23 protein-coding genes are annotated in these 24,298 nt (G+C 73.3%); 11 read left to right on the top strand and 12 right to left on the bottom strand.

All coding sequences use genetic code 11. From position 1 onward, the window contains the following. Window positions 1–60: 60 nt before the first annotated feature. A complete protein-coding gene (locus tag MUB56_RS03750) occupies window positions 61–1,611 on the bottom strand; it encodes a glycerol-3-phosphate dehydrogenase/oxidase (protein ID WP_244930578.1) in 1,551 nt (516 codons plus the stop codon). After that, complete coding sequence (locus tag MUB56_RS03745; protein WP_244930577.1) at window positions 1,608–2,210, bottom strand: TetR/AcrR family transcriptional regulator; 603 nt, start codon at window positions 2,208–2,210, stop codon at window positions 1,608–1,610. Before MUB56_RS03745 ends, MUB56_RS03750 begins: the two co-directional genes overlap by 4 nt. Before the next feature lie 17 nt (window positions 2,211–2,227). On the opposite strand from MUB56_RS03745, the gene MUB56_RS03740 reads away from it, so the two are divergent. After that, window positions 2,228–3,847 carry an FAD-binding oxidoreductase gene (locus tag MUB56_RS03740; RefSeq protein WP_244930576.1) on the top strand — a complete coding sequence of 540 codons (1,620 nt, stop codon included), beginning with the start codon at window positions 2,228–2,230 and terminating at the stop codon, window positions 3,845–3,847. Beyond that, a complete protein-coding gene (locus MUB56_RS03735) occupies window positions 3,844–4,755 on the top strand; it encodes a diacylglycerol kinase family lipid kinase (RefSeq protein ID WP_244930575.1) in 912 nt (303 codons plus the stop codon). Before MUB56_RS03740 ends, MUB56_RS03735 begins: the two co-directional genes overlap by 4 nt. Before the next feature lie 125 nt (window positions 4,756–4,880). Here the strand turns inward: MUB56_RS03735 and MUB56_RS03730 are convergent, their stop codons facing one another. Then, the gene (locus MUB56_RS03730; RefSeq protein ID WP_244930574.1) at window positions 4,881–5,555 is read right to left on the bottom strand and encodes a pirin family protein; all 675 of its coding nucleotides are present in this window, start codon (window positions 5,553–5,555) and stop codon (window positions 4,881–4,883) included. 48 nt (window positions 5,556–5,603) lie between these two features. On the opposite strand from MUB56_RS03730, the gene MUB56_RS03725 reads away from it, so the two are divergent. Beyond that, window positions 5,604–6,932, top strand: coding sequence for a GH1 family beta-glucosidase (locus tag MUB56_RS03725; protein WP_348536710.1), 1,329 nt, complete (start codon window positions 5,604–5,606; stop codon window positions 6,930–6,932). 63 nt (window positions 6,933–6,995) lie between these two features. Then, window positions 6,996–7,571, top strand: coding sequence for a sugar O-acetyltransferase (locus tag MUB56_RS03720; protein ID WP_244930572.1), 576 nt, complete (start codon window positions 6,996–6,998; stop codon window positions 7,569–7,571). Between the two features lie 150 nt (window positions 7,572–7,721). Here the strand turns inward: MUB56_RS03720 and MUB56_RS03715 are convergent, their stop codons facing one another. The 7 genes from MUB56_RS03715 to MUB56_RS03685 all read right to left on the bottom strand — a co-directional run bounded on the left by MUB56_RS03715 (window position 7,722) and on the right by MUB56_RS03685 (window position 14,792). Continuing rightward, complete coding sequence (locus MUB56_RS03715) at window positions 7,722–8,414, bottom strand: response regulator transcription factor (RefSeq protein ID WP_244930571.1); 693 nt, start codon at window positions 8,412–8,414, stop codon at window positions 7,722–7,724. Continuing rightward, on the bottom strand, window positions 8,411–9,673 hold the full coding sequence (locus tag MUB56_RS03710; protein ID WP_244930570.1) for a histidine kinase: 1,263 nt from the start codon (window positions 9,671–9,673) through the stop codon (window positions 8,411–8,413). Before MUB56_RS03710 ends, MUB56_RS03715 begins: the two co-directional genes overlap by 4 nt. After that, the gene (locus MUB56_RS03705; RefSeq protein ID WP_244930569.1) at window positions 9,670–10,665 is read right to left on the bottom strand and encodes an acyltransferase; all 996 of its coding nucleotides are present in this window, start codon (window positions 10,663–10,665) and stop codon (window positions 9,670–9,672) included. Before MUB56_RS03705 ends, MUB56_RS03710 begins: the two co-directional genes overlap by 4 nt. Further along, entirely contained in the window at window positions 10,662–11,597 is a 936-nt protein-coding gene (locus MUB56_RS03700) for a D-alanine--D-alanine ligase (protein ID WP_244930568.1), read from the bottom strand. Before MUB56_RS03700 ends, MUB56_RS03705 begins: the two co-directional genes overlap by 4 nt. Beyond that, complete coding sequence (alr, locus tag MUB56_RS03695; protein ID WP_244930567.1) at window positions 11,594–12,739, bottom strand: alanine racemase; 1,146 nt, start codon at window positions 12,737–12,739, stop codon at window positions 11,594–11,596. Before alr ends, MUB56_RS03700 begins: the two co-directional genes overlap by 4 nt. Next, window positions 12,736–13,362, bottom strand: a complete 627-nt coding sequence (locus MUB56_RS03690; RefSeq protein ID WP_244930566.1) for a M15 family metallopeptidase — start codon at window positions 13,360–13,362, stop codon at window positions 12,736–12,738. The genes alr and MUB56_RS03690 overlap by 4 nt, the downstream gene beginning before the upstream one ends. A 464-nt stretch (window positions 13,363–13,826) precedes the next feature. Then, window positions 13,827–14,792 (bottom strand): hypothetical protein, encoded by a 966-nt coding sequence (locus MUB56_RS03685; protein ID WP_244930565.1) that lies wholly within the window; start codon window positions 14,790–14,792, stop codon window positions 13,827–13,829. Between the two features lie 252 nt (window positions 14,793–15,044). Between MUB56_RS03685 and MUB56_RS03680 the strand changes: the two genes are divergently transcribed. From MUB56_RS03680 to MUB56_RS03655, 6 genes are all read left to right on the top strand, one after another. Beyond that, on the top strand, window positions 15,045–16,202 hold the full coding sequence (locus tag MUB56_RS03680; RefSeq protein ID WP_280637357.1) for a CaiB/BaiF CoA-transferase family protein: 1,158 nt from the start codon (window positions 15,045–15,047) through the stop codon (window positions 16,200–16,202). A gap of 7 nt (window positions 16,203–16,209) precedes the next feature. After that, window positions 16,210–16,941, top strand: coding sequence for a glutamine amidotransferase (locus MUB56_RS03675; RefSeq protein ID WP_244930564.1), 732 nt, complete (start codon window positions 16,210–16,212; stop codon window positions 16,939–16,941). Window positions 16,942–16,986: 45 nt separating this feature from the next. After that, on the top strand, window positions 16,987–18,420 hold the full coding sequence (locus MUB56_RS03670) for an NAD(P)/FAD-dependent oxidoreductase (protein ID WP_244930563.1): 1,434 nt from the start codon (window positions 16,987–16,989) through the stop codon (window positions 18,418–18,420). A 56-nt stretch (window positions 18,421–18,476) separates the two neighbouring features. Then, complete coding sequence (locus tag MUB56_RS03665; protein WP_244930562.1) at window positions 18,477–18,671, top strand: CsbD family protein; 195 nt, start codon at window positions 18,477–18,479, stop codon at window positions 18,669–18,671. Window positions 18,672–18,866: 195 nt separating this feature from the next. After that, a complete protein-coding gene (locus MUB56_RS03660; protein ID WP_244930561.1) occupies window positions 18,867–20,315 on the top strand; it encodes a DEAD/DEAH box helicase in 1,449 nt (482 codons plus the stop codon). Window positions 20,316–20,326: 11 nt separating this feature from the next. Further along, the gene (locus MUB56_RS03655) at window positions 20,327–21,022 is read left to right on the top strand and encodes a type II CAAX endopeptidase family protein (RefSeq protein ID WP_244930560.1); all 696 of its coding nucleotides are present in this window, start codon (window positions 20,327–20,329) and stop codon (window positions 21,020–21,022) included. 130 nt (window positions 21,023–21,152) lie between these two features. Here the strand turns inward: MUB56_RS03655 and MUB56_RS03650 are convergent, their stop codons facing one another. After that, the gene (locus MUB56_RS03650) at window positions 21,153–22,034 is read right to left on the bottom strand and encodes an NAD(P)H-binding protein (RefSeq protein WP_244930559.1); all 882 of its coding nucleotides are present in this window, start codon (window positions 22,032–22,034) and stop codon (window positions 21,153–21,155) included. Between the two features lie 35 nt (window positions 22,035–22,069). Beyond that, window positions 22,070–22,810: a MerR family transcriptional regulator gene (locus MUB56_RS03645; protein ID WP_244930558.1), complete on the bottom strand. Its 741-nt coding sequence runs from the start codon at window positions 22,808–22,810 to the stop codon at window positions 22,070–22,072. A 133-nt stretch (window positions 22,811–22,943) separates the two neighbouring features. On the opposite strand from MUB56_RS03645, the gene MUB56_RS03640 reads away from it, so the two are divergent. Next, window positions 22,944–24,155: an acetyl-CoA C-acetyltransferase gene (locus MUB56_RS03640; protein ID WP_244930557.1), complete on the top strand. Its 1,212-nt coding sequence runs from the start codon at window positions 22,944–22,946 to the stop codon at window positions 24,153–24,155. Window positions 24,156–24,298 lie beyond the last annotated feature (143 nt).

Raw genomic sequence — 24,298 nt, 5'->3', positions numbered from 1 at the left:
CGAGTCGTCCAGTCTGCCTCGCCGTACCGACCGGGGTCGAGGAAAAAACTCATCGTTCCCTCAGCTGAGGGACGACGCGCAGAGCTCCAGGGCCCGCTCCGCGGCTGGTACGGCGAGCCGCCGGTCGGCCGGCACCAGGCCCACGCGAGTACGCCGGTCGAGCAGGTCGTCGACGTCGAGGGCGCCCTCGTGGGTGATGCCGAAGAGCAGCTCGGCGAGCGTGACCGGGACCCCGTCGGCGATCGGCGCGAGCAGCTCGTCGTCGGTGAGGCCGCTGACCGTGCGCGCGCTGTGCAGCACCAGGGCGGCGTCGGTGCCGTAGCGGCGCACCAGCCGGGCCGGCTCCTCCAGCTCGGCGAGCACCCGTCGCGGGGCGGCGCCGAGCAGCGGCAGCGCAGCGGTGCGGCACGGGGCGGCGTCGAGGCCCGCCTGGGCCACGGCGGCGTCGACGGCGTCCTCGGCCATCCGGCGGTACGTCGTCAGCTTCCCGCCCACCACGGTCAGCAGCCCGGTGGGGCCGGTCAGCACCGCGTGCCGCCGCGACAGGTCGGCGGTCGAGCCGTCCGGGGCGTGCAGCAGCGGCCGCAGCCCGGCGTACGCCCCGACGACGTCGCCGCGGTGCAGCGGCCGGGCGAAGGCGGCGGAGACGACGTCGAGCAGGAAGCCGATCTCGGGCTCGGTCGGCTGCGGCACGTCGGGCACCTGCCCGTCGGCCGGCTCGTCGGTGAGGCCGACGTACAGCGTGCCGTCGGGCTGGGGCAGCACCATCACGAACCGGTTGGTCGCGCCCGGCACGGGGCAGAAGACCGCCGCGCGCAGGCCGGGCGCGGAGTCGGCGCGCAGCACCAGGTGGGTGCCGCGGCTGGGCCGCAGGCTCACCTCGGCCGCGAGCGTGTCGGCCCAGACGCCGGTGGCGTTGACGACGGCCCGTGCGGAGACGGTGCGGGTCGCGCCGCGCCCGTCGACCGTCTCGTCGCGCAGCTCGACGCGGGTGCCGGTGGCGCTCAGCACCCGGGCGCGGGTGCGGACGTGGGCGCCGTACGACGCAGCCGTGCGCGCGAGCGTGATGACGAGCCGGGCGTCGTCCTCGAGCTGGCCGTCCCAGGCCATCATCGAGCCGCGCAGGCCCGAGCGACGCAGCGCCGGGGCCAGCTGGAGGGTCTCGGTGGTGCTCAGACGGCGCGGGCGCGGGAGCGTCTCGTGGTCGGTGCGGGCCCCGCGGCGCAGCCCGTCGCCGGCCCACATCCCGGCCCGGGTGATCCCGGCCATCAGCCGGCCGACGCTGGAGTCGAACGGCACGACGTACGGCATCGGGCGGGTCAGGTGGGGTGCGGTGACCTCCATCAGGACGCCGCGCTCGACCGCGCTCTCGTGGGCGACCCCGACCTGGCCGTTGGCGAGGTAGCGCAGTCCGCCGTGCACGAGCTTGGAGGACCAGCGCGAGGTGCCGAAGGCGAGGTCGTGGGCGTCGACGGCGAGCACCGACAGGCCGCGGGCCACCGCGTCGAGCGCGACGCCGGCGCCGGTGACGCCGAGCCCGACGACCACCAGGTCGACGCTCTCGGGGGCGCCGTCGAGGCCGGGGACGATCCGGGTGCCGGTCTGGCTCATGGCCGCAGCGCCCGGGTGATCAGCGTGGTCAGCTCGGCGTCGAGCTCGGCCTCGCTGACCCGGTCGTCGACCATCGTGTGCGCCGAGAGCACGAAGCCGTGGGCGGCCAGCAGCACGCCGCGGGCGAGGGCGACGGGGTTGCCGGCGCGGACCTCGCCGGCGGCCTGGGCGGCGCGGACCGCCTCGGTGGTGATGTCCAGGATCAGGTCCTGCGAGCGGCCGCGCCGGGAGAGCAGGTAGGGCAGGATCAGCTCGGGGTCGAGCTCGACGATCCGCACGAACAGCTCGTTCTCGCGCAGCGCGCGGACGGTGCCGACCACGCCGGCGACGAGCCGGTCGACGGCCGGCTGCTCCGGGTCCTCGGCGGCGACGGCCGCGTGCACCACGGCGGTCCACTCGCGGGTCATCAGGTCGCCGAGCAGCTGCGGCATGTCCGACCAGGTGCGGTAGATCGTCATCCGCGACACCCCGGCCCGCCGGGCGACCTCGGTGAGGGTGGTGCGTCGCCAGCCGACGTCGAGGATGCAGGCGCGGGCGGCGTCGAGATACCCGTCGCGAGGACCCGCCCCGGGCTCCGGATTGTGACGAAGTGACGTCATATGTCACATTGTAACTCATGGAGCCCCTGCCGCCCGTCCCGGAGATGCACCCGTCCCGCTGGGGCGACCCGGCCCAGGCCGCGCCGCTGCCCGAGTCCGCGCGCGGGCTCGTCGAGCTGGTCTTCGGGCTGGCGGAGCGGCCCGCGGCGACCGAGGTCGTCGTACCTCCCTCGAGGCTGGCGCCCGCCGTGCTCGCCGGGCTCCGGGAGCTGCTCGGCACCGAGCACGTGCTCACCGACGACCTCACCCGCCGGTTGCGCACCCGCGGCAAGTCCACGCCCGACCTGCTCCGGCAGCGGGCGGGCGACCTGTCCGACGCCCCGGACGTCGTGGTCCGCCCCGACGGCCACGAGCAGGTCGCCGCGGTGCTCGCCCTCGCCGTCGAGCACCACCTCGCGGTGGTGCCGTTCGGCGGCGGTACGTCGGTGACGGGGGGTCTCGCCGCGCGCCGGGACGGGTACGCCGGGGTCGTCTCGCTCGACCTGATCCGGATGAAGCGGCTGCTGGCCGTCGACCACGTCTCGATGACCGCGACCCTCGAGCCGGGTCTGCGGGGCCCGGAGGCCGAGGCCCTGCTGGCGGCCGAGGGGCTGACGCTGGGCCACTACCCGCAGTCCTTCGAGCACGCCACGATCGGCGGCTTCGCCGCGACCCGGTCCTCGGGCCAGTCCAGCGCGGGCTACGGGCGCTTCGACGCGCTGGTCGTAGGCCTGCGCGCCGCCACCCCGCGCGGCGAGCTCGCCCTCGGCAGCGCACCCGCCAACGCCGCCGGTCCGGACCTGCGGCAGCTGCTGCTCGGCTCCGAGGGGGCCTTCGGCGTGATCACCGCGGTCACCGTCCGGGTCCGCCCGCTGCCCGTCGAGAAGGTCTACGAGGGCTGGCGCTGGCCGTCCTTCGACGCCGGTCGCCACGCGATGCGCACCCTCGCCCAGGCCGGCCTGCTGCCGACCGTGCTGCGGCTCTCCGACGAGGCCGAGACCGGGATCAACCTGGCCCGGCCGGACTCGATCGGGGTCCCGACGAGCTCGACCACCGGCGTGGAGGGCTCGACCACCGAGACGGGCGGGTGCCTGATGATCACCGGCTACGAGGGTGAGCCGGACGCGGTCGCGGCCAAGCGGGCCGCGGTCACCGCGGTACTGGGCGGGCTCGGCGGCACTCCGCAGGGCGAGGAGCCGGGTCGGGCCTGGGCGCACGGCCGCTTCCACGCGCCGTACCTGCGGGACTCGCTGCTCGACGTCGGCGTGCTCGTCGAGACCCTGGAGACCGCCACCTTCTGGTCCGAGGTGCCGCGGCTCTACGCCGACGTCAAGGCCGCGCTCGAGACGTCCCTCGGGTCGCCCACGCTGGTGCTGTGCCACGTGTCCCACGTCTACGAGACCGGCTGCTCGCTCTACTTCACCGTCGCTGCGAAGCAGGCCGAGGACCCGGTCGCCCAGTGGCGCGCGGCGAAGGCGGCGGCGAGCGACGCGATCGTCGCCGCCGGCGCGACCATCACCCACCATCACGCGGTCGGCACCGACCACCGGCCGTGGCTGGCCGCGGAGATCGGCGAGCTGGGCGTGTCCGTGCTGCGGGCGGTCAAGGCCGACCTGGATCCGACGGGGATCCTCAACCCTGGTGTGCTGATCCCGTGATCCGCTCCTTCACGTTCCTGGTCAACCCGGCCTCGGGCGGAGGCGCCGCGCCCGCGGCCGTCGTACCCGTCGCGCGGCTGCTGCGCGACGCGGGCGCAACTGTCGACGTGACCTACTCGCCCGGACCGCTCGCGATGGGCTCGCTGGTCACCGAGGCGGTCGCGCGCGGCGACGTGGTCGTCTCCGTCGGCGGCGACGGGATGCTCTCCCACCTCGCCGGTCCGGTCGCGGCCGCCGGCGGGACCCTCGCCGTGCTGCCGGCGGGCCGCGGGAACGACTTCGCCCGGATGCTCGGCCTGCCGACCGAGCCGGGGGCGGTGGCCGAGCTGCTGCTGCACGGCTGCGCGAGCCCGATCGACCTCCTCGGCTGGACGGTCCCCGGCAGTCCCACGCGGGAGGTCGCGGGCTCGGTGTACGCCGGGGTCGACGCGCGCGCCGCCGCGCTGGTGCACCGGATGCGGTGGACGCCGAAGGCCCTGCAGTACCCCTGGGCCGCCGTCCGCTCGCTCGCGACCTACCAGCCCGGCCGGTTCGAGGTGACCGTCGACGGGTCGCTGCACCGCTTCTCGGCCGCCACGGTCGTGGTCGCGAACTCGGCGTACTACGGCAAGGGCATGAAGATCGCGCCCGCCGCGGCCGTCGACGACGGGCTGCTCGACGTCGTCGTCATCGAGGCCGCCTCCCGGCTGGAGCTGGTCCGCTCGCTGCCGAAGGTGTACGACGGCGGCCACGTCGCCCTGCCCGAGGTCACCGTGCTCCGCGGTCACCGGGTCGAGCTGCACGGCACCTCCCGCAGCACCATCCCCGTCGGCGCCGACGGCGAGCCCCTCGGCGACCTGCCCACCCTCGACGACCCACCCGCCGTCGTCGAGGTGCTGCCCGCCGCCCTCGCGGTCGTCCGCCCCTGACCACCGGAGCGGCCACCGGTGGTTGAGCAGGTTGCGCAGCAACCGTGTCGAAACCCGGTGAGCCGAGGGGCAACATCAGGCGGGGTTTCGAGACGGGACTTCGTCCCTCCTCAACCACCGGACTCTCAGTCGTCGAAGGCCCAGACGAGGAGCTCGGTGGGGACGGCGGCGGTGACGGGGACGGCGGGGTGGTCGACCATCTCGAAGGCGTCGCCGGAGGAGAGGGGCTCGGCGAGGGAGGACCGCATCAGCGCGCCGGTGGCGACGAAGGCGTGCACCCGGCCGGCGGCCGGGAGCTCGACGGTGTCGCCGGTGCCGAGCCGGGCCACCGAGAACGTCGCCCCCGGCACTGGGGAGACGACCTCGCTCAGGACGCCCGGCTCGAGCGCCGCCGTCGTGACGTCGTACGACGGTGGGGCGGGCTCGTCGGTCGCGAGCCAGACCTGCACGAACCGGGTCCCCGACTCGGCGGCGACCTCGCTGTGCTCGACGGGCGGGTGCGTGACCCCGTCGCCGGTCTGCAGCACGGCCACCTGGCCGGGCGCGACCACCACCGGGTCGCCGACGCCGGTGTGCGCGACCGCGCCGCCGACCACCCAGGTCACGATCGACACGCCCGAATGGCGATGAGTGGCGAAGCCCTCACCGGCCGCGAGCAGGTGGTCGTCGTGGCAGACCATCGGCCCGAAACGCAGGCGCTCCGGGTCGTGGCGGTCGCCGAAGGAGAAGGAATGCTGGGTGGCCCGGCCCGGCGCGCGTTCGGTAAAACGTGCGGAAGCTCGGCGGATCTCGACAGTCACGTCCATGATGGTGACATGGGGGTCGAGTCCGAAAGTCGAACATTCCCGGTGCTCCCTCCCGGTTTCCGGCTGGGGGCGGGCACCGCGGCGTACCAGGTCGAGGGTGCGGTCCACGAGGACGGGCGCGGCCCGAGCATCTGGGACACCTTCAGCCACGTGCCCGGGGTGATCGCCGACGGCAGCACCGGTGACGTCGCCACCGACCACTACCACCGGTACGCCGAGGACGTGGCCCTGCTGAAGCGGCTCGGCGTCGGCGGCTACCGGTTCTCGATCGCCTGGCCGCGGATCCAGCCGACCGGCAGCGGCGCCCCGAACGCCGCCGGGCTGGCGTTCTACGACCGGCTCGTGGACGAGCTCCTCGAGGCCGGCGTCAAGCCGATGGTGACGCTGTACCACTGGGACCTGCCGCAGGCGCTCGAGGACGACGGCGGCTGGCTGAACCGGGTGACCATCGACCGGTTCGCCGAGTACGCCGGCATCGTCGCCGACCGGTTCGCGGACCGGGTCGAGCACTGGGTGCCGATCAACGAGCCCAACAACGCGGCGTACCTCGGCTACGCGCTCGGGCAGCACGCCCCCGGTCGCGCGCTGCTGTTCGACGCCCTGCCGGCCGCCCACCACATGCTGATGGCCCACGGTCGCGCGGCCGTGGCGCTCCGGGCCGCCGGCGCGACCAGCGTCGGGTGTGCCAACAACCACGCCCCGATCTGGCCGGCCAGCGACGACCCCGCCGACGTCGGCGCCTCCAAGCTCTTCGACGCGCTCTGGAACGGCGTCTTCATCGAGTCGATGCTGCTCGGCCGCTACCCGATGGACCTGCAGCCGCTGCTCGAGGACGTCGTCCACGACGGCGACATGGCGACGATCCGCCAGCCGCTCGACTTCTACGGCGTCAACTACTACAGCCCGCAGCGGGTCGGGGCGACCCACGAGGACGCGGCGCTCCCGTTCGAGTGGCGGCCGCTGATGGGCTACCCGACCACCGAGGCCGGCTGGTCGGTGGTGCCGGCCTCGCTGCGCGAGTGGCTGATCACGTTCCGCGCCCGGTTCCGCGCCGCGCTGCCGCCGATCTACGTCACGGAGAACGGCGCGTCGTACACCGTCGCCCCCGGCGCGGACGGCGAGATCGACGACCAGGCGCGCATCGACTACCTCGACGCCCACCTGCGCGCCGTCGCCGAGGCGGTCCAGCGGGGCGTCGACGTGCGCGGCTACTACGCCTACTCGCTCCTCGACAGCTTCGAGTGGGGTGACGGGCTGCGCTCGCGCTACGGGCTGGTGCACGTCGACCCCGAGACCCAGGAGCGCACGCCGAAGCGGTCGTTTGAGTGGTACGCCCAGATGATCGCCGCGCAGACGCGGTCGACCGGCTGAGCTGTCCCGGGCCGCCTCGCCGCCCGGGTCGCGGATCACCTCGGTGACGCTAACGTCGGAGCGGTGACGGCCTACGAGCGAGACGACCGGACGATGCGCGAGCGGATGCTCGCGGGCGACCCCTACATCGCCGACGACCCCGACCTGGGGGAGGCGACGTTCGTCGCCCACGACCTGATGGGGGCCTACAACGCCACGGGTCCGCGGGAGAAGCCGCTGCGCCGTCGGCTCCTCGAGGAGCTGCTGGGCGCGATCGGCGAGGACACCGAGATCCGGCCGCCGCTGTACGTCGACTACGGCAGCCAGCTGCGCATCGGCGCCCGCTCGTTCGTGAACTTCGGCCTGATGGCCCTGGACGTCGCCGCGATCACCATCGGTGACGACGTGCAGATCGGACCGAACGTCCAGCTGCTGACGCCGACCCACCCGGTCGAGCCCGGTCCGCGTCGCGACAAGTGGGAGGCCGCGCAGCCGATCACCATCGGCGACAACGTGTGGCTCGGCGGCGGGGTGATCGTCTGCCCGGGGGTGAGCATCGGTGCCGACACGGTCGTCGGCGCCGGCTCGGTCGTCACCAAGGACCTCCCCGCCGGCGTGGTCGCGGTCGGCAACCCGGCGCGGGTGATCCGGAAGCTCTGAGGCCGGGGGCGAGCGGTCCCCGGACGCTGGTCGAGGTGCGAGCGCAGCGGAGCCGGACGCTGGTTGAGGTCCGACCTCGCCACCACTTGACGATCCATAGGACCGTCTCAGGACTTCCTCCTTCGCACCTCAACCAGCGTCGGGCCGGCGTCAGGCGAGCCCGTGGGCGTGCGCGAAGACGACGATCTGCACCCGGTCGCGCAGGGCCAGCTTCCGCAGGATCGCGCCGACGTGCGTCTTGACGGTCGACTCGCTGGCGAAGACCAGGCCGGCGATCTCGGTGTTGGAGAGCCCGCGGGCGACGGCGGCGAACACCTCGCGCTCCTTCTCGGTCAGCGCGAGGTACGGCGGGGGCACCGGCGCCTGCGCCTGGAACTGGCCGTCGAGCAGCGTCGAGAGGTCCTGCGGGGCGAGCACCGCGTTGCCGGCGTACACGGTGCGGATCGCGTCGCGGAGCAGCGTCGGGGTGGTGTCCTTGAGCAGGAAGCCGCTGGCGCCGTACCTGATCGCGGTCGCGGCGCGGTCGTCGAGGTTGAACGTCGTCAGCACGATCACCCGCAGCGGCCTGGACCGCCGCGCGACCCGCTCGGGCAGGAACAGCTGCCGGGTCGCCTCGACGCCGTCCATCTCGGGCATCCGCACGTCCATCAGCACCACGTCGGGATCGAGCTCGTCGACGAGCCGGACCGCCTCCAGCCCGTCGGCGGCCTGGCCGACGACGCTCATGCCGTCCTGGGCGTCGACGATGACCGCGACGCCGGCGCGGAAGAGCTCCTGGTCGTCGACGAGGACGACCCGGATCGGCTCGCTGGGCTCGGACGGTGCGCTCGGGGGAGAGCTCATGCCGGCACCGTACGCACGGGCACCCACGCGGTGACCGTGAAGGTGCTGCCCTCGGCCTCCTCGCGCCGTCGTACGTCGAGCCGCCCGCCGACCGACTCCAGTCGGCGGCGCATCCCGTCGAGGCCCTGGCCGCCGGTCGCGGTGAGCGCGCTCAGCGGCTGGGTCTCGTCCGGGGCGGGGGCCACGTTGCGGACCTCCAGCCGCAGCTCGTCCTCCCAGGCGCCGTCGGGCCAGTGCCGTTCGACGAGCACCGGTGCATCGCGGCGACCGTGCTTGATGGCGTTGGTGAGCATCTCCTGCAGCACCCGGTAGGCGACCGTCTCCAGCTCGGGCGGCAGCGGCTGGACCTGGCCGACCTCGGACGCGACGACCTCGTGGCCACCGGCCCGCACCCCTGCGAGGAGCTCGTCCAGCCCGCCGGGACGCGCGACAGTCGGATCCTGGGTGCTGGTGAGCACCTGGCGGACGTCCTGCAGCGACGCGCGGGCCGAGGTCGCGATGGTCTCCATCGTCTTCTTCAGCGCCTGGGTGTCGGCGTCGGGGAGGTACTGCGCCGACTCGGCCTGGGCGAGGATCACCGCCAGCGAGTGGCCGACGACGTCGTGCACGTCGCGGGCCAGCCGGGTCTGCTCGTGACGGAGCCGGGCGATCTCCTGGGCCTGCTCGCGGTCGTGGACCGCGCGGGCCGCCTGGTCCTCGGCGGCGACCTGGGAGACCCGGGAGGACTTCGCCCGGGCCACGAACCGCAGCGCAAGCCCGGCGAGCCACGGCACGCCGAGGAGCGCCATCCCGACCACGGCGGCGGCGACCTGCCAGGAGTCGCCGTAGCGGTAGCGGTCCTGGACCAGGTCCCGGAAGCCCGCCCCGTCGACCAGGCCGCCGAGCCCGCTGGTCCCGACGTACACGACGGCGATGAGGGCGGCGGCCGGGATCGAGAGCGCGCTGATCCAGACGGTGAGCGTCGAGCCCCAGCGCGCACAGCCGAAGGTGACCACGGCGATCGCGATCTCGACCACCATCAGGTCGACCGCGTTGACCACCTGGAGCGCGCCGATGCCCCACACCAGAGCCAGGGCGGCCGCCGGGGTCCAGCGGCTCAGCGCGACCGCACCGCCCATGGCCAGGGCGACCAGCGCGAGGCCGCTCCGCGGCGCCACGACGTCGTCGCGGTTCATCGCCTCGAGCAGGCCGAGGAAGAAGACCAGCAGCCCGGCGGCGACGTCGGGCACCCAGCGCCGCCAGTCGTGGACGGGGCTCATCCGGGCACCCCCTCGAGCACGCGCGGGCGCGCCTGGAAGCGGCGCTCCACGGCGTACCAGCTGAACGCGGCCGCCGGCACCGTCAGCAGGGCGGCGAGCAGCCCGGCGTGGTCGACGTGCGGGCGCAGCCACAGGGTGAGGGGGTAGTTCCAGAGGTACGCGCCGTACGACATCGTCCCGAGCCACACGAGCGGGCGCAGGCCGGCCGCGGTCACGTCGGCCCAGGACCGCCAGGCGACCAGCAGCACCGCGGTGAGCATCGCTGTGGCCGGGCCGGCGAGGAGGTAGGTGAGCGCATGACCCCGCAATGGAACCACGCTCAGCACCGTCAGGCCGACGAGCGCCGCACCCGGCGCCCAGGGCGGTACGACGACGCGCACGGCGAGCACCCGGCTCGCCGCGCCGATCACGAAGCAGACCGCCCAGGAGGTCGGCAGCGCGTAGGCCAGATCGGGCTCGGCGCGCAGCCAGAGCACGGTCAGCGCGACCGCCGCCAGGCCGACGACGCTGCCCGTGGCGAGCAGCACGAGCACCAGCCGGCGCCGGAACGCCACCACCAGCAGCACCGGCCAGAGCAGGTAGAACTGCTCCTCGGTCGCCAGCGTCCACAGGTGGAAGGTCGCGCCGTCGGGGGTGAGGTGCGGCAGGTTGCCGGTCCAGGTCAACGCGACCAGCGCGTCCCGGCCGAGGTCGGCGCGGTCGCCGAGCGGGTCGAGCAACACGGTCACGAGGGAGACGCCGAGCACCAGGAGCACGAGAGCCGGGACCAGGCGGCGGGCCCGACGCGCGTAGAACCGGCGCAGGTCGACCCGCCCCGTCCGCTGCAGCTCACCCAGCAGCAGCCCGGTGATCAGGTGGCCGGAGAGCGCGAAGAACATCACCACGCCGACCACCCCGGCGCCCGCGAACTGCTCCGGCAGCGCGTGCCGCAGCACCACCAGCCCCACCGCGATCCCGCGGAGCAGGTCGAGGCCGTCGATCCGTCGCGTCACGGGGCGATCGCGTCGCGGACCAGCAGGTCGACGAGGTCGGGGTACGACAGCCCGGAGGCGGCGAACATCCGCGGCACCTGGGAGTGCTCCGTGAACCCCGGCATCGTGTTGACCTCGTTGAGTACTGGCCCGTCGGAGGTCAGGAAGAAGTCGACGCGGGCCACGCCGGCGCACCCGAGCGCGCCGTACACCGCGACCGCGGCGTCCTCGAGCGCCTTGCGGTCCACCTCCTCGAGGGCGGCCGGCACCCGGAAGTCGGCGCCGCCGCCGTACTTCGCGTCGAAGTCGAACAGCCCGTCCACCACGATCTCCAGCGCCGGCGACACCACGAGACCGCCGCCGGTGGCGAGCACCGCGACGTCGATCTCCCGACCGACGACGACGTCCTCGACGAGCACCCGGTCGTCGAGCGCGAGGGCGGCGGCCAGCGCCGGGGCGAGCTCGTCGGCGGTGCGGACCAGCGAGACGCCGTGGCTGGAGCCGGCGGCGACCGGCTTCACGACGACCGGGTGGGTGAAGCGGTACGACGCCGCGCTCGCCGCGCTCATCAGCACCCCCGGCGCGGTCGGTACGCCGATCGCCTCCGCGACCAGCTTGGTCACCCACTTGTCCATCGCGATCGCACCGGCGCCGACCCCGGAGCCGACGTACGGGATGCCGGCGAGCTCGCAGAGGGCGGCCAGGGTGCCGTCCTCGCCGTGCGGTCCGTGCACGACCGGGACCGCGACGGCGCAGGTGCCCAGCACGGCCACGGCACCGGCCAGCCCGATCGGCCGCTGCTCGCCGTCGCGCCAGGTGCCGTCGGGGTCGATGGTCAACCGGACCACCTCGTAGCGGCCCTCGAGCGCGTCCGCGACCCCGGCGGCCGAGGCCAGCGAGACCTCGTGCTCGCAGCTCACACCGCCGCCGATGACGGCGACCCGGGTGCTCATCGGACACCGCGGAGCGAGGAGATCGCCGTGGTCCGGGCGACGCGCGGGCCGAAGCCGGTGACCACCTCGTGCGGCAGGGTGTCCGCCCAGGCGGCCCAGTCCGCCGGGGTCGGCTCGCCGGCGTCGCCGGGGCCGAGCAGGGTCGCGGTCTCGCCGGCCAGCACCGGCTCGTCGCCGACGTCGACGACCACCTGGTCCATCGACACCCGGCCGACGACCGGCCATCGGCGGCCGCGCAGCAGCACCTCCGCGCGGCCCGAGACGGCTCGAGGCAGCCCGTCGGCGTACCCGAGGGGGAGCAGCGCGAGCGTGGTCGCCCGCCGCGTGGTCCAGGTGTGCCCGTAGCCGACGGGCGTGCCGCCGCGGACCCGGCGGACCGAGACCACGGGTGCGGTGAGCGTCATCGCCCAGGTGAGCGCGGTGGTCCCGCTGGGGTCGATGCCGACCAGGCCGGCGCCGACGCGGACGGCCGTGTGGTGGCTCCGCGGGTCGGTCAGGGTGGCGGACGTCGCGGCGAGGTGGCGTACGACGGGCCGCAGCCCGGCCGCCCGCGCCGTCTCGACGCCCCAGGCGAACCGGGTCCGCCCGGCGGCGTTCGCGGGGTGGTCCGGCTCGTCGGCGCAGGCCAGGTGGCCCATCACGCCGACGACACGCAGCCGGCCGGCCTGCTCGGCCCGGCGAGCGGTCCGGCACAGCCGGGCCCAGGCGGTCGGCTCGGCACCGTCGCGGGCCAGCCCGGTGTCCAGGTGCAGGTGGACCCGTGCTCCCGGCGCGGTGCGCAGGATCGTCTCCAGGTGCGCCGCGGACGGGACGGCGAGGTCGAGGTCGTTGTCCACGGCGGTCGCGAAGTCGGCGTCGACCGGGTTGAGCCAGCTCAGCACCGGCGCCCGCAGCCCGGCCTCCCGCAGGGCGAGGCCCTCGGCGATGCTCGTGACACCGAGGCTGGTGGCGCCGTTGGCCAGGGCGGTGCGGGCGACGGTCACGGCCCCGTGGCCGAACCCGTCGGCCTTCACGACCGCCATCAGGTCGCCCGTGGCGCGGCCGGCGAGCAGCCGGGTGTTGGCGGCGATCGCCGCCGGGTCGATCTCGAGGCGCGGGCCGACCGCGCGGGGGGCGACGACGGTCACCGGCACGGCGCTCACGCTGCGACCATCGCGTCGAGAGGGCCGTACGCCGCCGCCGCGGCTCCGGTCGCGAGCGCCCAGTACCGGTCGCCGAAGCTCCAGTGCCACCACTCGGTCGGGTAGTTCACCAGCCCGGCCCCGCCCAGCACCCGGGCCAACAGGTCGCGGTGGGCGCGGGCGTCCGGGCCGATGCCGTTCGCGGCGGTGAAGCACCGGCCGTCGGACTGCTCGGGGGTCGCGTCGATCGGCGTACCGAGATCGAGCTCGTCGCCGCAGACGTCGACCAGGGTCAGGTCGACGGCGGCGCCGGCGACGTGGGGCGCGACCTCGACCGGGGCCACGAACCGGCTGACCAGCCGGGCGATCGTCGCGGCGTCGGTGACGTCGGGGTGGGCGGCGCGGACCTCCGCGTCGTACGCCGCGACGATCGCGCGCTGGTCGCCGACCGACCGGTGCCCCTCGACGACCCTGATCGCGATGCCGAGCGGGAGCGCGCGCCGGGCGGCGACGAGGCGGTCCGCGAGCCCGGCGCGGACCAGGGCGCGGGCCGGGCCGAAGCCCGCGTCGAGGCGGACCAGCGGCTCGCCGCACTCGTGCACCGGGACCGCGGCGACGCGGGGGTCGGACAGCAGGATCGTCATGGCATCCACGATCCCGGCCGCACCGGGTGGGTCGCCTCCACCTGAGGTGCCGGTGGGCTGTCCTCCAGGACAGTCCTGCTGGGCCGGCGGTTCCTGCGGGGTGGCGGGCCTGGGGGGGCGGTGAGTAATCCACCGTTTGGTTGCGCGGGTCGGTGGACTGCGCACCGCCGCCTGGGCGAGTCGTGGCGACCCGCCGGTCGGGCGGTGACTTGTCCACGTTGTCGCCGACCTGATCGGTGGATGGCTCACCGCCCGTCCGGGATCGCCGGCAGTTGGTACGGCGGCCCGCTGCCGAGCGATCGGGAAGGGTGGCGGCCGGGTCGTCGTCGGGGGGGGGCGGTGAGTGGTCCACCGTTTGGTGCAAGCAATCGGGGGACTGCGCACCGCCACCTTGGCGAGTCGTCACGACTCGCCGATCGGGCGGTGACTTGTCCACCGAGTCACTCGCCGGATCGGTGGATGGCTCACCGCCCGGTCGGGGCCACCGGGTGGTCCCGCGGACCGACGGCGGCGGAGAGCGGGAGGAACAGCAGTGGCCAGACGCCCTCGAACGTCGGGGCCGGTCCGTCGTACCCACGCCGCAGCAGGGCGCGATAGACCTCGCCCACGAGGGTCTTCGCGTGTCGCAGCTTCTCGTGGGTGACCTGGACGTAGCCGTAGTCGGCGGCCGCGTCGCGCAGCAGGGCGTAGCGCGCCAGGTCGGAGTTGTACTGGTCGCGATCCTCCTGGTGCTGCCGACCTTCGTACTCGACGAGCACTCGGTACGGGCGGTACAACAGGTCGCCGATCACCCCGACGTCCTCGCCCACGTCCACGGCGACGTTGACCTCGGGCGCCGGCAGCCCGGCGAACACGAGAACGGCGCGGGTCTCGGACTCGGGGAGCGAACGCGCGCGTCCGTCCAGGTGGTCGAGGGCCCACAACGCTTCGTGCGCGCCCGGGCGCCACAGCTCTGCGAGAGCGAGATCGCGGATCCGCTCGACGGTGGTGTGGCCGTGGTGCAGCAGCCAGTCGCCGACCTTGATCGCGTCGATCACCCGGGCGCGCGAGCAGTAGGCGATGAAGGCAGCGGTCGGGGTGACGCCGACGTCGTCGGTCGGGGGCAGGCGGACAGTCCGGTGCAGGAAGATCTCGTGGTACGCCAGGTGCAGGTCGCCCTCGACGACGAACCTGACCGGCAGCCGGGGCCCGTAGTCGAGTCCGAGCTGTTGGATGCGGGTGACGCCGGTGAGATGGGCGCCCGCGGGCAGCGCGAGTTTGGCCGCCGTCACCCAGTCCTCGTCGGTCATGACGTGGTCGCGGTGCCGCCACACGCGCGGCAGGACGCGGTCGAACAGCCGGCCCTCCAGCATCCGATCGCTGACCTTGAGGTCGTGTGCGCTCGCGCGGGTGAAGGGCCCGTGCAGCAGACGGTCGGGGATCGGGCGCATGTCGACCATCGCAGCCGGTACGCCGTCCGTGTGCTCGGCGTCGATGCTGGTCTGTGGATCGTGGGTGCCCGAGGACGTCCTGTGGGCGCTGGCTGGCCCGGATTCAGCGGTGAGTGGTCCACCACCTCCCGGCTCGATTCGGTGGACAACTCACCGCTCGCCCGTCAGGCGCCTGCCACCCGATCGCCGCCCCGACCCCATCCACCGAGACCCCCCTTCAAACGTGACAGCAACGCTGTCATCATCGTCCCCATGACGTACGAGCTGGGACAGGGAACGGGTCCACTCAAGGGCGTGAGGGTGGTCGAGATCGCGGGGATCGGGCCGGGCCCGCACGCCTGCATGATCCTGGCCGACCTGGGGGCCGACGTGATCCGGGTCGAGCGGCCGGGCGGGCAGATGCTCGCGGGGGGAGCGAAGAACCTGCTCAACCGCGGCCGACCGAGCGTCGCGCTCAACCTCAAGGATCCCGAGGCGATCGCGACGATCAGGACCCTGGTGGCCGACGCCGACGTCCTGGTCGAGGGAATGCGGCCCGGCGTGGCCGAGCGGCTCGGCATCGGGCCGGCCGACCTGGAGCAGGTCAACCCGCGCCTGGTCTACGGCCGGATGACCGGCTGGGGCCAGCACGGTCCGCTGGCGCACGCGGCCGGCCACGACATGAACTACATCGCCATCACCGGCGCGCTCTTCGGCCTCGGCCAGGACAAGACCAAGCCGCACTTCCCGACCAACCTGCTCGGTGACTTCGGCGGCGGCTCGACGTACCTCGTCATCGGCATCCTCGCCGCCCTCCTCGAGGCGAAGGTCAGCGGCCGGGGGCAGGTCGTCGACGCGGCGATCGTCGACGGCACCGCGCACCTCAACGCGATGACGGCGGCGTTCGTCGGCGAGGGCACCTTCAAGGAGGAGCGCGCGGCCAATCTGCTCGACGGCGGCGCGCCGTTCTACGACGTCTACGAGACCAGCGACGGCCGGCACATGTCGGTCGGCGCGCTCGAGCCGCAGTTCTGGGCGATGTTCATCAAGCTCCTCGGCATCGAGGACGTCGTGCCCGGCCAGTACGACCTCGACCGGTACGACGAGATGCGCACCCTCTTCGCCGACACCTTCCGCGCCCGCACCCAGGCGGAGTGGGTCGAGGTGTTCGAGGGCACCGATGCGTGCGTGGCCGGCATCGTCCCGATCAGCGAGGCGGCCGAGCACCCGCACCTGAAGGCGCGCGGCACCTTCGTCACCAAGGACGACCTGCTGCAGCCGGTGCCCGCGCCGCGCTTCTCCCGCACGGAGGCCACGCTGAGCACCCCGCCGTCCCCGGCGCCGGGCAGCCACACCCGCGAGGCGCTCGCCGCCTGGGGCATCGCGGACGTCGACGGCCTCCTCGAGCGGGGCGTCGCCGTACAGACATGATGGGGCGGTGAAGCCGTTCCTCTTCCTCGGCACCCGCGCCGAGGACCTCGCCGCCGACGGTGAGTACGACGCCGTCCTGCGCTTCAGCGGCCTCGACGAGCGCGCCGTACGCCGGATCCGCCTCGAGCGCGACCCGCTGGACGAGGTGGACCTCGCGGACTGGTCGGGGATCGTGCTCGGCGGCGGGCCGTTCAACGTCAGCGACCCGCCGGAGCGCAAGAGCCCGGCTCAGCACCGGGTCGAGACCGAGCTGCGCGGCCTGGCCGAGCAGGTGGTCGCGCGCGACTTCCCGTTTCTCGGCGCCTGCTACGGCATCGGCACCCTGGGCGTCCTCCGGGGCGGCGTGGTCGACCGGACCTACGCCGAGCCGATCGGCGCGGTGAGCGTCACCCTCACCGACGCCGGCCGCGAGGATCCGCTGACGGGCGTGCTGTCGGACCGCTTCGACGCCTTCCTCGGTCACAAGGAGGCGGTCAGCCGGCTGCCCGAGGGGGCGGTGCTGCTGGCGAGCAGCGCGGGGTGCCCGGTGCAGGCGTTCCGGATCGGCAGCCACGTCTACGCCACCCAGTTCCACCCCGAGCTCGACGTCGAGGGGATCTGCACACGGATCGAGGTCTACCGCCACCACGGCTACTTCGACCCGCCCGACGCCGCGACCCTGGTGGCCCGGGCCCGCGCGGCCAGCGTCAGCGAGCCGACCCGGCTCTTGACCCGGTTCGTGGAGCTGTACGCGCGCTGACGAGGCTATTGAATATTCGTCAATAGACGGGCTAGGCTCGAATCCATGCCGACTCCCGAGCACCTGGACGTCCTGATCATCGGGGCCGGACTCTCCGGCATCGGGGCCGCCTGCCAACTGCGCGAGCACCATCCCGACCGGAGCATCGCCGTACTCGAGGGGCGCGCCGTCAGCGGCGGCACCTGGGACCTGTTCCGCTACCCGGGCATCCGCAGCGACTCCGACATGTTCACCTTCGGCTACCGCTGGCGCCCCTGGCCCGGCGACACCGCCCTCGCCGACGGGCCGCTGATCCTCGACTACGTCCGCACGGTCGCGCGGGAGTACGGCGTCGACGAGCTGATCCGCTACGACCACCGGGTGACCCGCGCCAACTGGGACTCCTCCACCGCCCGCTGGACGGTGGAGATCGAGGGCCGCGAGCCGATCACGGCGAGCTTCCTGCACGCCTGCACCGGCTACTACGACTACGAGACGGGGCACGCGCCGGTCTTCCCGGGTCAGGACGACTTCCGCGGCGACGTCGTCCACCCCCAGCACTGGCCCGAGGACTACGACCACACCGGCAAGAAGGTCGTCGTGATCGGCAGCGGCGCCACGGCGATCACCCTGGTGACCGCGATGGCCGGCACCGCCGAGCACGTCACGATGCTGCAGCGCTCGCCGACGTACGTCCTCTCCCGGCCGGGCAGGGACCCGTTCGCCACCCGGCTGGCGCGGCTGCCGCTGCGGCTGCGCTATCCCGTCGTGCGGTGGAAGAACATCCTGGTCGCGAGCGGCTTCTACCAGCTCTCCCGCCGCAGCCCGGGCCTGGTCAAGGGCGTGATCGCGAAGGCGCTGCACCGCCAGCTCGACGGGCACGTCGACGTCGACCGGCACTTCCGGCCGTCGTACGACCCCTGGGACCAGCGGGTCTGCTTCGTCCCCGACGGCGACCTGTTCAAGGCGTTGCGTCGGGGCACCGCCTCGGTGGTCACCGACACCGTCGAGACCTTCACCGAGACCGGCATCCGGCTCACCTCCGGGGCGGAGCTCGAGGCCGACCTGATCGTGACGGCCACCGGGCTGAAGCTGCTGCCCTTCGGCAACATCGACCTCGAGGTCGACGGCCGGAAGGTCGAGCTCAGCGACACGATGGCCTACAAGGCGCTGATGCTCAGCGGGGTGCCGAACTTCGTCTACACGATCGGCTACACCAACGCGTCCTGGACCCTGAAGGCCGACCTCGTCAGCGAGTACGTCGTCCGCCTGCTGAGCCACCTCGACACGCACGGCCTGCGCAGCGTCGTACCCCGCAAGGACCCGTCGGTCGAGGAGCGGCCGTTCATGGACTTCCGGTCCGGCTACGTCCTGCGCGCGCTCGACGGACTGCCCAAGCAGGGCGACCGGGCGCCGTGGATGCTGAAGCAGAACTACCTCACCGACGTCCGGACCATCCGCAAGGACCGGATCGACGACGGGGTGCTGGCCTTCGACTGAGGGTTCGCTCCGAGCCCGATCGGTTACCGGAGCGACAACCGACCGAGGAGGACGCGATGAGCTTCGTGGACAAGGCCAAGAACAAGGCAGAGGAGGTCAAGGGCCAGGGCAAGGAGCACGCCGGCAAGGCGACCGACGACCCGCAGCTCGAGGCGGAGGGTCACGCCGACCAGACGTCCGGCAAGGCCAAGCAGGCCGGCGAGCACGTGAAGGATGCTGCGAAGGACCTGAAGGACGGGTTCACGAAGTAGCGCATGTCACCCCGCCAGGATGCGGGGTCTGTCGGGCCGCACCCCTATAGTTGGGGGTGCGGCCCGTCCAGTCTTGCCTCGGGCCCGTCTCGCGACACTCTCTGTCCTCATCGACAGGTCGCGCTTCTTCTGGCGAGACACACCGCCACAGTTAGTGACTCCCTCTTGTCTTCGCAGTCCTTCGCCGCTCTCGGCGTGCCCAATTCCCTCGTCGCCCTCCTCAAGGAGCGCGACATCACCATCCCGTCGCCGATCCAGGCGGCGACCCTTCCCGACTCCCTCGCGGGTCGCGACGTGCTCGGCCGCGGCCGCACCGGCTCCGGCAAGACCTACGCGTTCCTGCTGCCGCTCGTGACCCGGCTCCAGGCCTCCGACAAGCGTCCGCAGCCCAAGCGGCCCCGCGCGCTGATCCTGGCCCCGACCCGTGAGCTGGTCGGCCAGATCCAGGAGGCGCTCGCGCCCCTGGCCAAGGCCGCCAACCTGACCACCATGACCGTCTTCGGCGGCGTCGGCCAGAACCCCCAGGTCGCGGCCCTGCGCCGGGGTGCCGACATCGTGCTGGCCTGCCCCGGCCGGCTCGAGGACCTGATCGGCCAGGGTCACTGCGACCTCGGCGCGATCGAGATCACCATCCTCGACGAGGCCGACCACATGGCCGACCTCGGCTTCCTGCCCGGCGTGCGCCGGATCATGGACCGCACGCCCCGCGAGGGCCAGCGGATGCTCTTCTCGGCCACCCTCGACAACGGCGTCAACGTGCTGGTCAAGCGGTTCCTGACCAACCCGGCGACCCACGAGGCCGACTCGGCGCAGTCGCCGGTCTCCAAGATGGACCACCACGTCCTGCACGTGCACCGCGACCAGCGGGTGCCGGTGCTGGTCGACCTGACCAGCGCGCCCGGTCGCACCGTGGTCTTCACCCGCACCAAGCACGGTGCCAAGGCGCTGACCCGCCAGCTGAACAAGAACGGCGTCCCCGCCGTCGAGCTGCACGGCAACCTCAGCCAGGGCGCCCGCACCCGCAACATGGACGCGTTCCACGCCGGCAAGGCCAGCACCCTGGTCGCGACCGACATCGCCGCGCGCGGCATCCACGTCGACGACGTGGCGCTCGTCGTGCACGCCGACCCGCCGGCCGAGCACAAGGCCTACCTGCACCGCTCGGGCCGTACGGCGCGCGCCGGTGCCGCGGGCACCGTCATCACCCTGATGACCGAGGACCAGGTGCGCGACGTGCGCGACCTGACCCGGGCGGCCGGCATCAAGCCGACCATCACCAAGGTCGACGGCCCGCGCCACCCGATGCTCGCCCAGCTCGCCCCCGGCGAGCGGGTCGTGGTCGTCGGTGGCATCGAGATCGAGGTCCCCGAGCAGGCCCGCCAGCCGAAGCAGTCCCGCCCCGGCGGCGGCCCCGGTGGAGGCGGTCCCGCCGGTGGCGGTCGCAACCGCCGTCGCGGCGGCAGTGGCGGTGGCAGCGGTCAGGGCGGCGGCCAGGGTCGCCAGTCGGGCGGCCAGTCCTCCGGCGGCCAGTCCGCGGGCGGTCAGTCCCGCAAGCCCGCGGCCAAGCGCGCTTCGTCCGCGGGCGCGGCTGCCTCCGGTGGCTCGCGCCACAGCGCGTCGTCCTTCTCTTCGGGTCGTCGCTAACCTCGGAGCGCATGAGCCCGGTCGTCGCCTGGATGCGGAGATCGCTGTGGGACGTCGTCCCGCGCGATCACCGCGAGCCGCCTGAGATCCTCAGGCGGCGCCAGGTCGTGACGGCCGGGTTCGTCGTTCTCGGCGCGGCCGTCCTCGGCCTCTCGCTGCGGATCGAGCCGGGCAGCGCGTGGTTCTACCTCGCGACCCTGCTGCTGGCCGGGGTGTGGACCGTCGGCGCCTTCGCGTCCGGTCCGCTCCACCTGGGCCGCATCGCCCGCCGCGACCGGCTGGTCCGACCGTGGGCGACGCCGATCGCGGTCGGTCTCGCGCTCGGCGCGGTCTTCGTCGCCGGCGCCCTGCTGGTCCGCGAGATCCCGTTCCTTGACGACCAGGTCACCGCCGTACTCGACTACGCCGACCAGGGCTCGCTGCCGCTCCTGGTCGGGATCACCCTGGTCAACGGGATCGCCGAGGAGCTGTTCTTCCGAGGTGCGGCGTACGCCGCCATCCCGCGGCGGCCGGTGCTCTGGACGAGCGTCGCCTACCCGATCGCCACCCTCGCCACCGGCAACCTGATGCTGTCCTTCGCCGCCGTGCTGCTCGGCGTGGTCGTCGGCCTCGAGCGGCGCGCCTCCGGCGGCATCCTGGCCCCGATCCTCACCCACGTGACCTGGTCGCTGGCCATGCTGCTGGTGCTGCCGCTGATCGTGGGGTAGGTCGGGCGGCCGCGGGTTCATCACGGTATGCAGACGAGCTTGCCCCTCCCACGGCGTACCCACCATGGGGAGTGCGAACTGGCCTGCATACCGTGACGAACCTGGGGCTCCTGAGACCGCCCCCGAGCACTCACCCCTCCGCCAGCGCCCGCTCCACCGCCTCGACGTAGGTCAGCGGCTCACCGGGCACCACGTCCCGGATCGCGAACTCGGTCTGGATCACCTCGGTGCCCATCGAGTCGATCAGGTTGCGGCCGGTGGTGACGTCGACGCTGGTGATGAACGAGATCCAGTACGACGACAGCTGCGGCGTCAGCACCGGCACCTTGATGATCGGCACCTTGCGGCCGGTCATCACCTCGGACGCCTGCTGGAGCATCTCCAGGTAGCTCAGCTGGTCCGCGCCGCCGACCTCGAAGACCCGGCCCACGGCCTGGTCGTTGCCGATCACGCCGGCCAGGTAGCGGGTCACGTCGTCGACGGCGATCGGCTGCGTGCGGGTGGCCGCCCACTTCGGCACCACCATCGCCGGCAGGTTCTTCACCAGCTGACGGGTCATCTCCCACGAGATGCCGCCGGCCCCGACCACGATCGCCGCGCGCAGCACGGTCACCGGGATGCCCGAGGAGCCGAGCAGCTCCTCGACCTCGCGCCGCGAGCGCAGGTGGGCCGACAGGTCCTCGCCGTCCTTGCCGAGCCCGCCGAGGTAGACGATCTGCTTGATCCCGGCTGCCGCAGCGGCCAGCCCGAAGCCGCGGGCGGCCTCGGCGTCCTTGCGCTCGAAGTCGTCGTCGCCGAGCGAGTGCACCAGGTAGACCGCCACGTCGACGTCGGTGAGCGCCTCGGCGAGCGTGCCCGGATCGTGCACGTCGCCGAAGACCGGCTCGCCCGGGGCGTCGTACGTCTCGGGGTGGCGGGTCATCGCCTTCACGTGGTGGCCCTGCTCGACGAGGACGGGCACCAGGCGCTTGCCGACGAAGCCCGTGGCGCCGGTGACGAGAACGTTGCTCATGGAGGGTCCGGTACCCACGGCCAACCGGGCCCGGCTCAGGCCTCGGCGCCCTCGGTGCCGCTCGCGCGGCGGGCGCGCTCGGCGATCCGCTCGCGCTTGGTCTCGTCCATGGCGGCTTCGTAGGCCGAGACCAGGCTGGCGATCGAGAGCGGCTTGAGCCGCTCGACGACCTCCTGGATCCGCTCGGGGGCGGCCCCGGCGTCGCGGTAGACCGGCCACACCATGGTGCGGAACAGCTCGTTGAGCTCCTGCGCGAGCTGGCGGCCGTGGGCGGCGTACACGTCGGCCGCGGCGATCGCCGCCTCGGTCGGGAAGCCGAGGTCGAGCAGACCCAGCCCGACCGGCAGCTGCGACATCGACACCTCGTAGCGCCCGCGCTTGTTGCGGAACGCGATGCCGAGCGCCGCGAGGGTGGCCAGGTCGCCGTCGCTGAGCGTGCGCCCGGTACGAAGGTCCAGCTCCGCGCGGGTGAGCTCGGCCGGGGCGTCGGCCTGCCAGGGCGCGAGCATCGTGCGGTGCAGCGCGATGTCCTCGGGGGTGGCGTCGGCGGGGATCGCGACGAGGTACCGCTCGATCGCCGAGAGCGTGAAGCCGTGCTGCTGCAGCTCGCGGACCAGCTCGAGCCGGGCGACGTGGTCGGCGACGTAGTAGCCCGACCGTCCGCGCCTGATCGGCGGCGGCACCAGCCCCTTGGTCGTGTAGAAGCGCACGTTGCGCACGCTCATGCCGACCCGGGCCGTCAGCTCATCGAGCGTGAGCAGCTCGTCGTCCGCCATCTCCCCATGCCGCCTTTCGTGACCGAGGCCACATCTGTCGGGTGCCCCTTGACCGTGACACTCATGGTGTCACAATCAAAGGACACGGTGGGCGCTCGGCCCCACACCCCGAATCACTCTCGCTAGGACGGTCATGGCAGAAGCATTCGTGTACGACCACCTTCGTACGCCGCGCGGCAAGGGCAAGGCAGCGGGCTCGCTGCACGAGGTCAAGCCGGTCGACCTGGTGGTCGGGCTGCTCGACGAGGTCCGGGTCCGCAACCCCGGCCTCGACCCCGCGCGGGTCGACGACGTCGTCCTCGGCGTGGTCTCGCCGGTCGGCGACCAGGGCGGCGACATCGCCAAGACCGCCGCGCTGGCCGCCGGCTACCCCGACACCGTCGCCGGCGTCCAGCTCAACCGGTTCTGCGCCTCCGGCCTGGAGGCCGTCAACCAGGCGGCGTCCCGCGTCCGCGGCGGGTTCGAGGACCTGATCCTCGCCGGCGGCGTCGAGTCGATGAGCCGGGTGCCGATGGGCTCCGACGGCGGCGCCTGGGCGTCCGACCCGGCGACCGCGTTCAAGGCGGGCTTCGTGCCGCAGGGCATCGGGGCCGACCTGATCGCGACCATCGAGGGCTGGATCCGCGACGACGTCGACGCGTACGCCGCCGAGTCGCACCACCGCGCCGCGAAGGCCTGGGCCAACGGCTACTTCTCCGGCGCGATCGTGCCGGTCAAGGACATCAACGGCCTCACGGTGCTGGACACCGACGAGACGATCCGCCCCGACACCACGGCGACCGGCCTCGCCAAGCTGAAGGCGTCGTTCGCCCAGGTCGGCGCGGACGCGGGCTTCGACGACGTGGCCCTGGAGAAGTACCACTGGGTCGAGAAGATCAACCACGTCCACCACGCCGGCAACTCCTCCGGCATCGTCGACGGCGCCGCGCTGATGGCGATCGGCTCCGAGCAGGTGGGCGCCGAGCTCGGCCTGACCCCGCGGGCCCGGATCATCGCGACCGCGGTCTCCGGCGCCGACCCGACGATCATGCTGACCGGTCCCGCGCCCGCCGCCCGCAAGGCGCTCGGCAAGGCCGGCCTCGAGGTCGGCGACATCGACCTGTTCGAGATCAACGAGGCGTTCGCCGCCGTCGCGATGCGGTTCATGCGCGACCTGGGCATCGGTCACGACATCACGAACGTCAACGGCGGCGCGATCGCCATGGGCCACCCGCTCGGCGCGACCGGCGCGATGATCCTCGGCACCCTGATCGACGAGCTCGAGCGGCGCGACCAGCGCCGCGGTCTCGCCACGCTCTGCGTCGGCGGCGGGATGGGCATCGCCACCATCGTCGAGTTGGTCTAGCGACGGAGTCGCTGACCAACTCGACGAATGGCGGAGATGCCCGTCGGTGGTCGAGCGAGCGGCACGGCTGAGCCTGCGAAGCCGTGACCCGCGTGTCGAGACCCATCCGGAGCTCGCAGACCGACCGACCCGCGCCCGCCGTA

Origin of the sequence: Nocardioides sp. W7 (assembly GCF_022919075.1) — a bacterium.
Taxonomy (GTDB): Bacteria; Actinomycetota; Actinomycetes; order Propionibacteriales; family Nocardioidaceae; genus Nocardioides.
The sequence above is the reverse complement of the archived record's forward strand: the minus strand, read 5'-3'. Positions and strand labels throughout refer to the sequence as shown.

Coding starts and splice junctions, on each gene's coding strand:
- MUB56_RS03690 (WP_244930566.1), bottom strand. CDS start 13,362: ATGACGATCCTGCTGTCCGACCCCCGCGTCGCCGCGGTCCCGGTGCAC.
- MUB56_RS03665 (WP_244930562.1), top strand. CDS start 18,477: ATGAGCTTCGTGGACAAGGCCAAGAACAAGGCAGAGGAGGTCAAGGGC.
- MUB56_RS03715 (WP_244930571.1), bottom strand. CDS start 8,414: ATGAGCTCTCCCCCGAGCGCACCGTCCGAGCCCAGCGAGCCGATCCGG.
- MUB56_RS03685 (WP_244930565.1), bottom strand. CDS start 14,792: ATGCGCCCGATCCCCGACCGTCTGCTGCACGGGCCCTTCACCCGCGCG.
- MUB56_RS03680 (WP_280637357.1), top strand. CDS start 15,045: ATGACGTACGAGCTGGGACAGGGAACGGGTCCACTCAAGGGCGTGAGG.
- MUB56_RS03745 (WP_244930577.1), bottom strand. CDS start 2,210: ATGACGTCACTTCGTCACAATCCGGAGCCCGGGGCGGGTCCTCGCGAC.
- MUB56_RS03750 (WP_244930578.1), bottom strand. CDS start 1,611: ATGAGCCAGACCGGCACCCGGATCGTCCCCGGCCTCGACGGCGCCCCC.
- MUB56_RS03650 (WP_244930559.1), bottom strand. CDS start 22,034: ATGAGCAACGTTCTCGTCACCGGCGCCACGGGCTTCGTCGGCAAGCGC.
- MUB56_RS03710 (WP_244930570.1), bottom strand. CDS start 9,673: ATGAGCCCCGTCCACGACTGGCGGCGCTGGGTGCCCGACGTCGCCGCC.
- MUB56_RS03670 (WP_244930563.1), top strand. CDS start 16,987: ATGCCGACTCCCGAGCACCTGGACGTCCTGATCATCGGGGCCGGACTC.
- MUB56_RS03640 (WP_244930557.1), top strand. CDS start 22,944: ATGGCAGAAGCATTCGTGTACGACCACCTTCGTACGCCGCGCGGCAAG.
- MUB56_RS03740 (WP_244930576.1), top strand. CDS start 2,228: ATGGAGCCCCTGCCGCCCGTCCCGGAGATGCACCCGTCCCGCTGGGGC.
- MUB56_RS03700 (WP_244930568.1), bottom strand. CDS start 11,597: ATGAGCACCCGGGTCGCCGTCATCGGCGGCGGTGTGAGCTGCGAGCAC.
- MUB56_RS03645 (WP_244930558.1), bottom strand. CDS start 22,810: ATGGCGGACGACGAGCTGCTCACGCTCGATGAGCTGACGGCCCGGGTC.
- MUB56_RS03655 (WP_244930560.1), top strand. CDS start 20,327: ATGAGCCCGGTCGTCGCCTGGATGCGGAGATCGCTGTGGGACGTCGTC.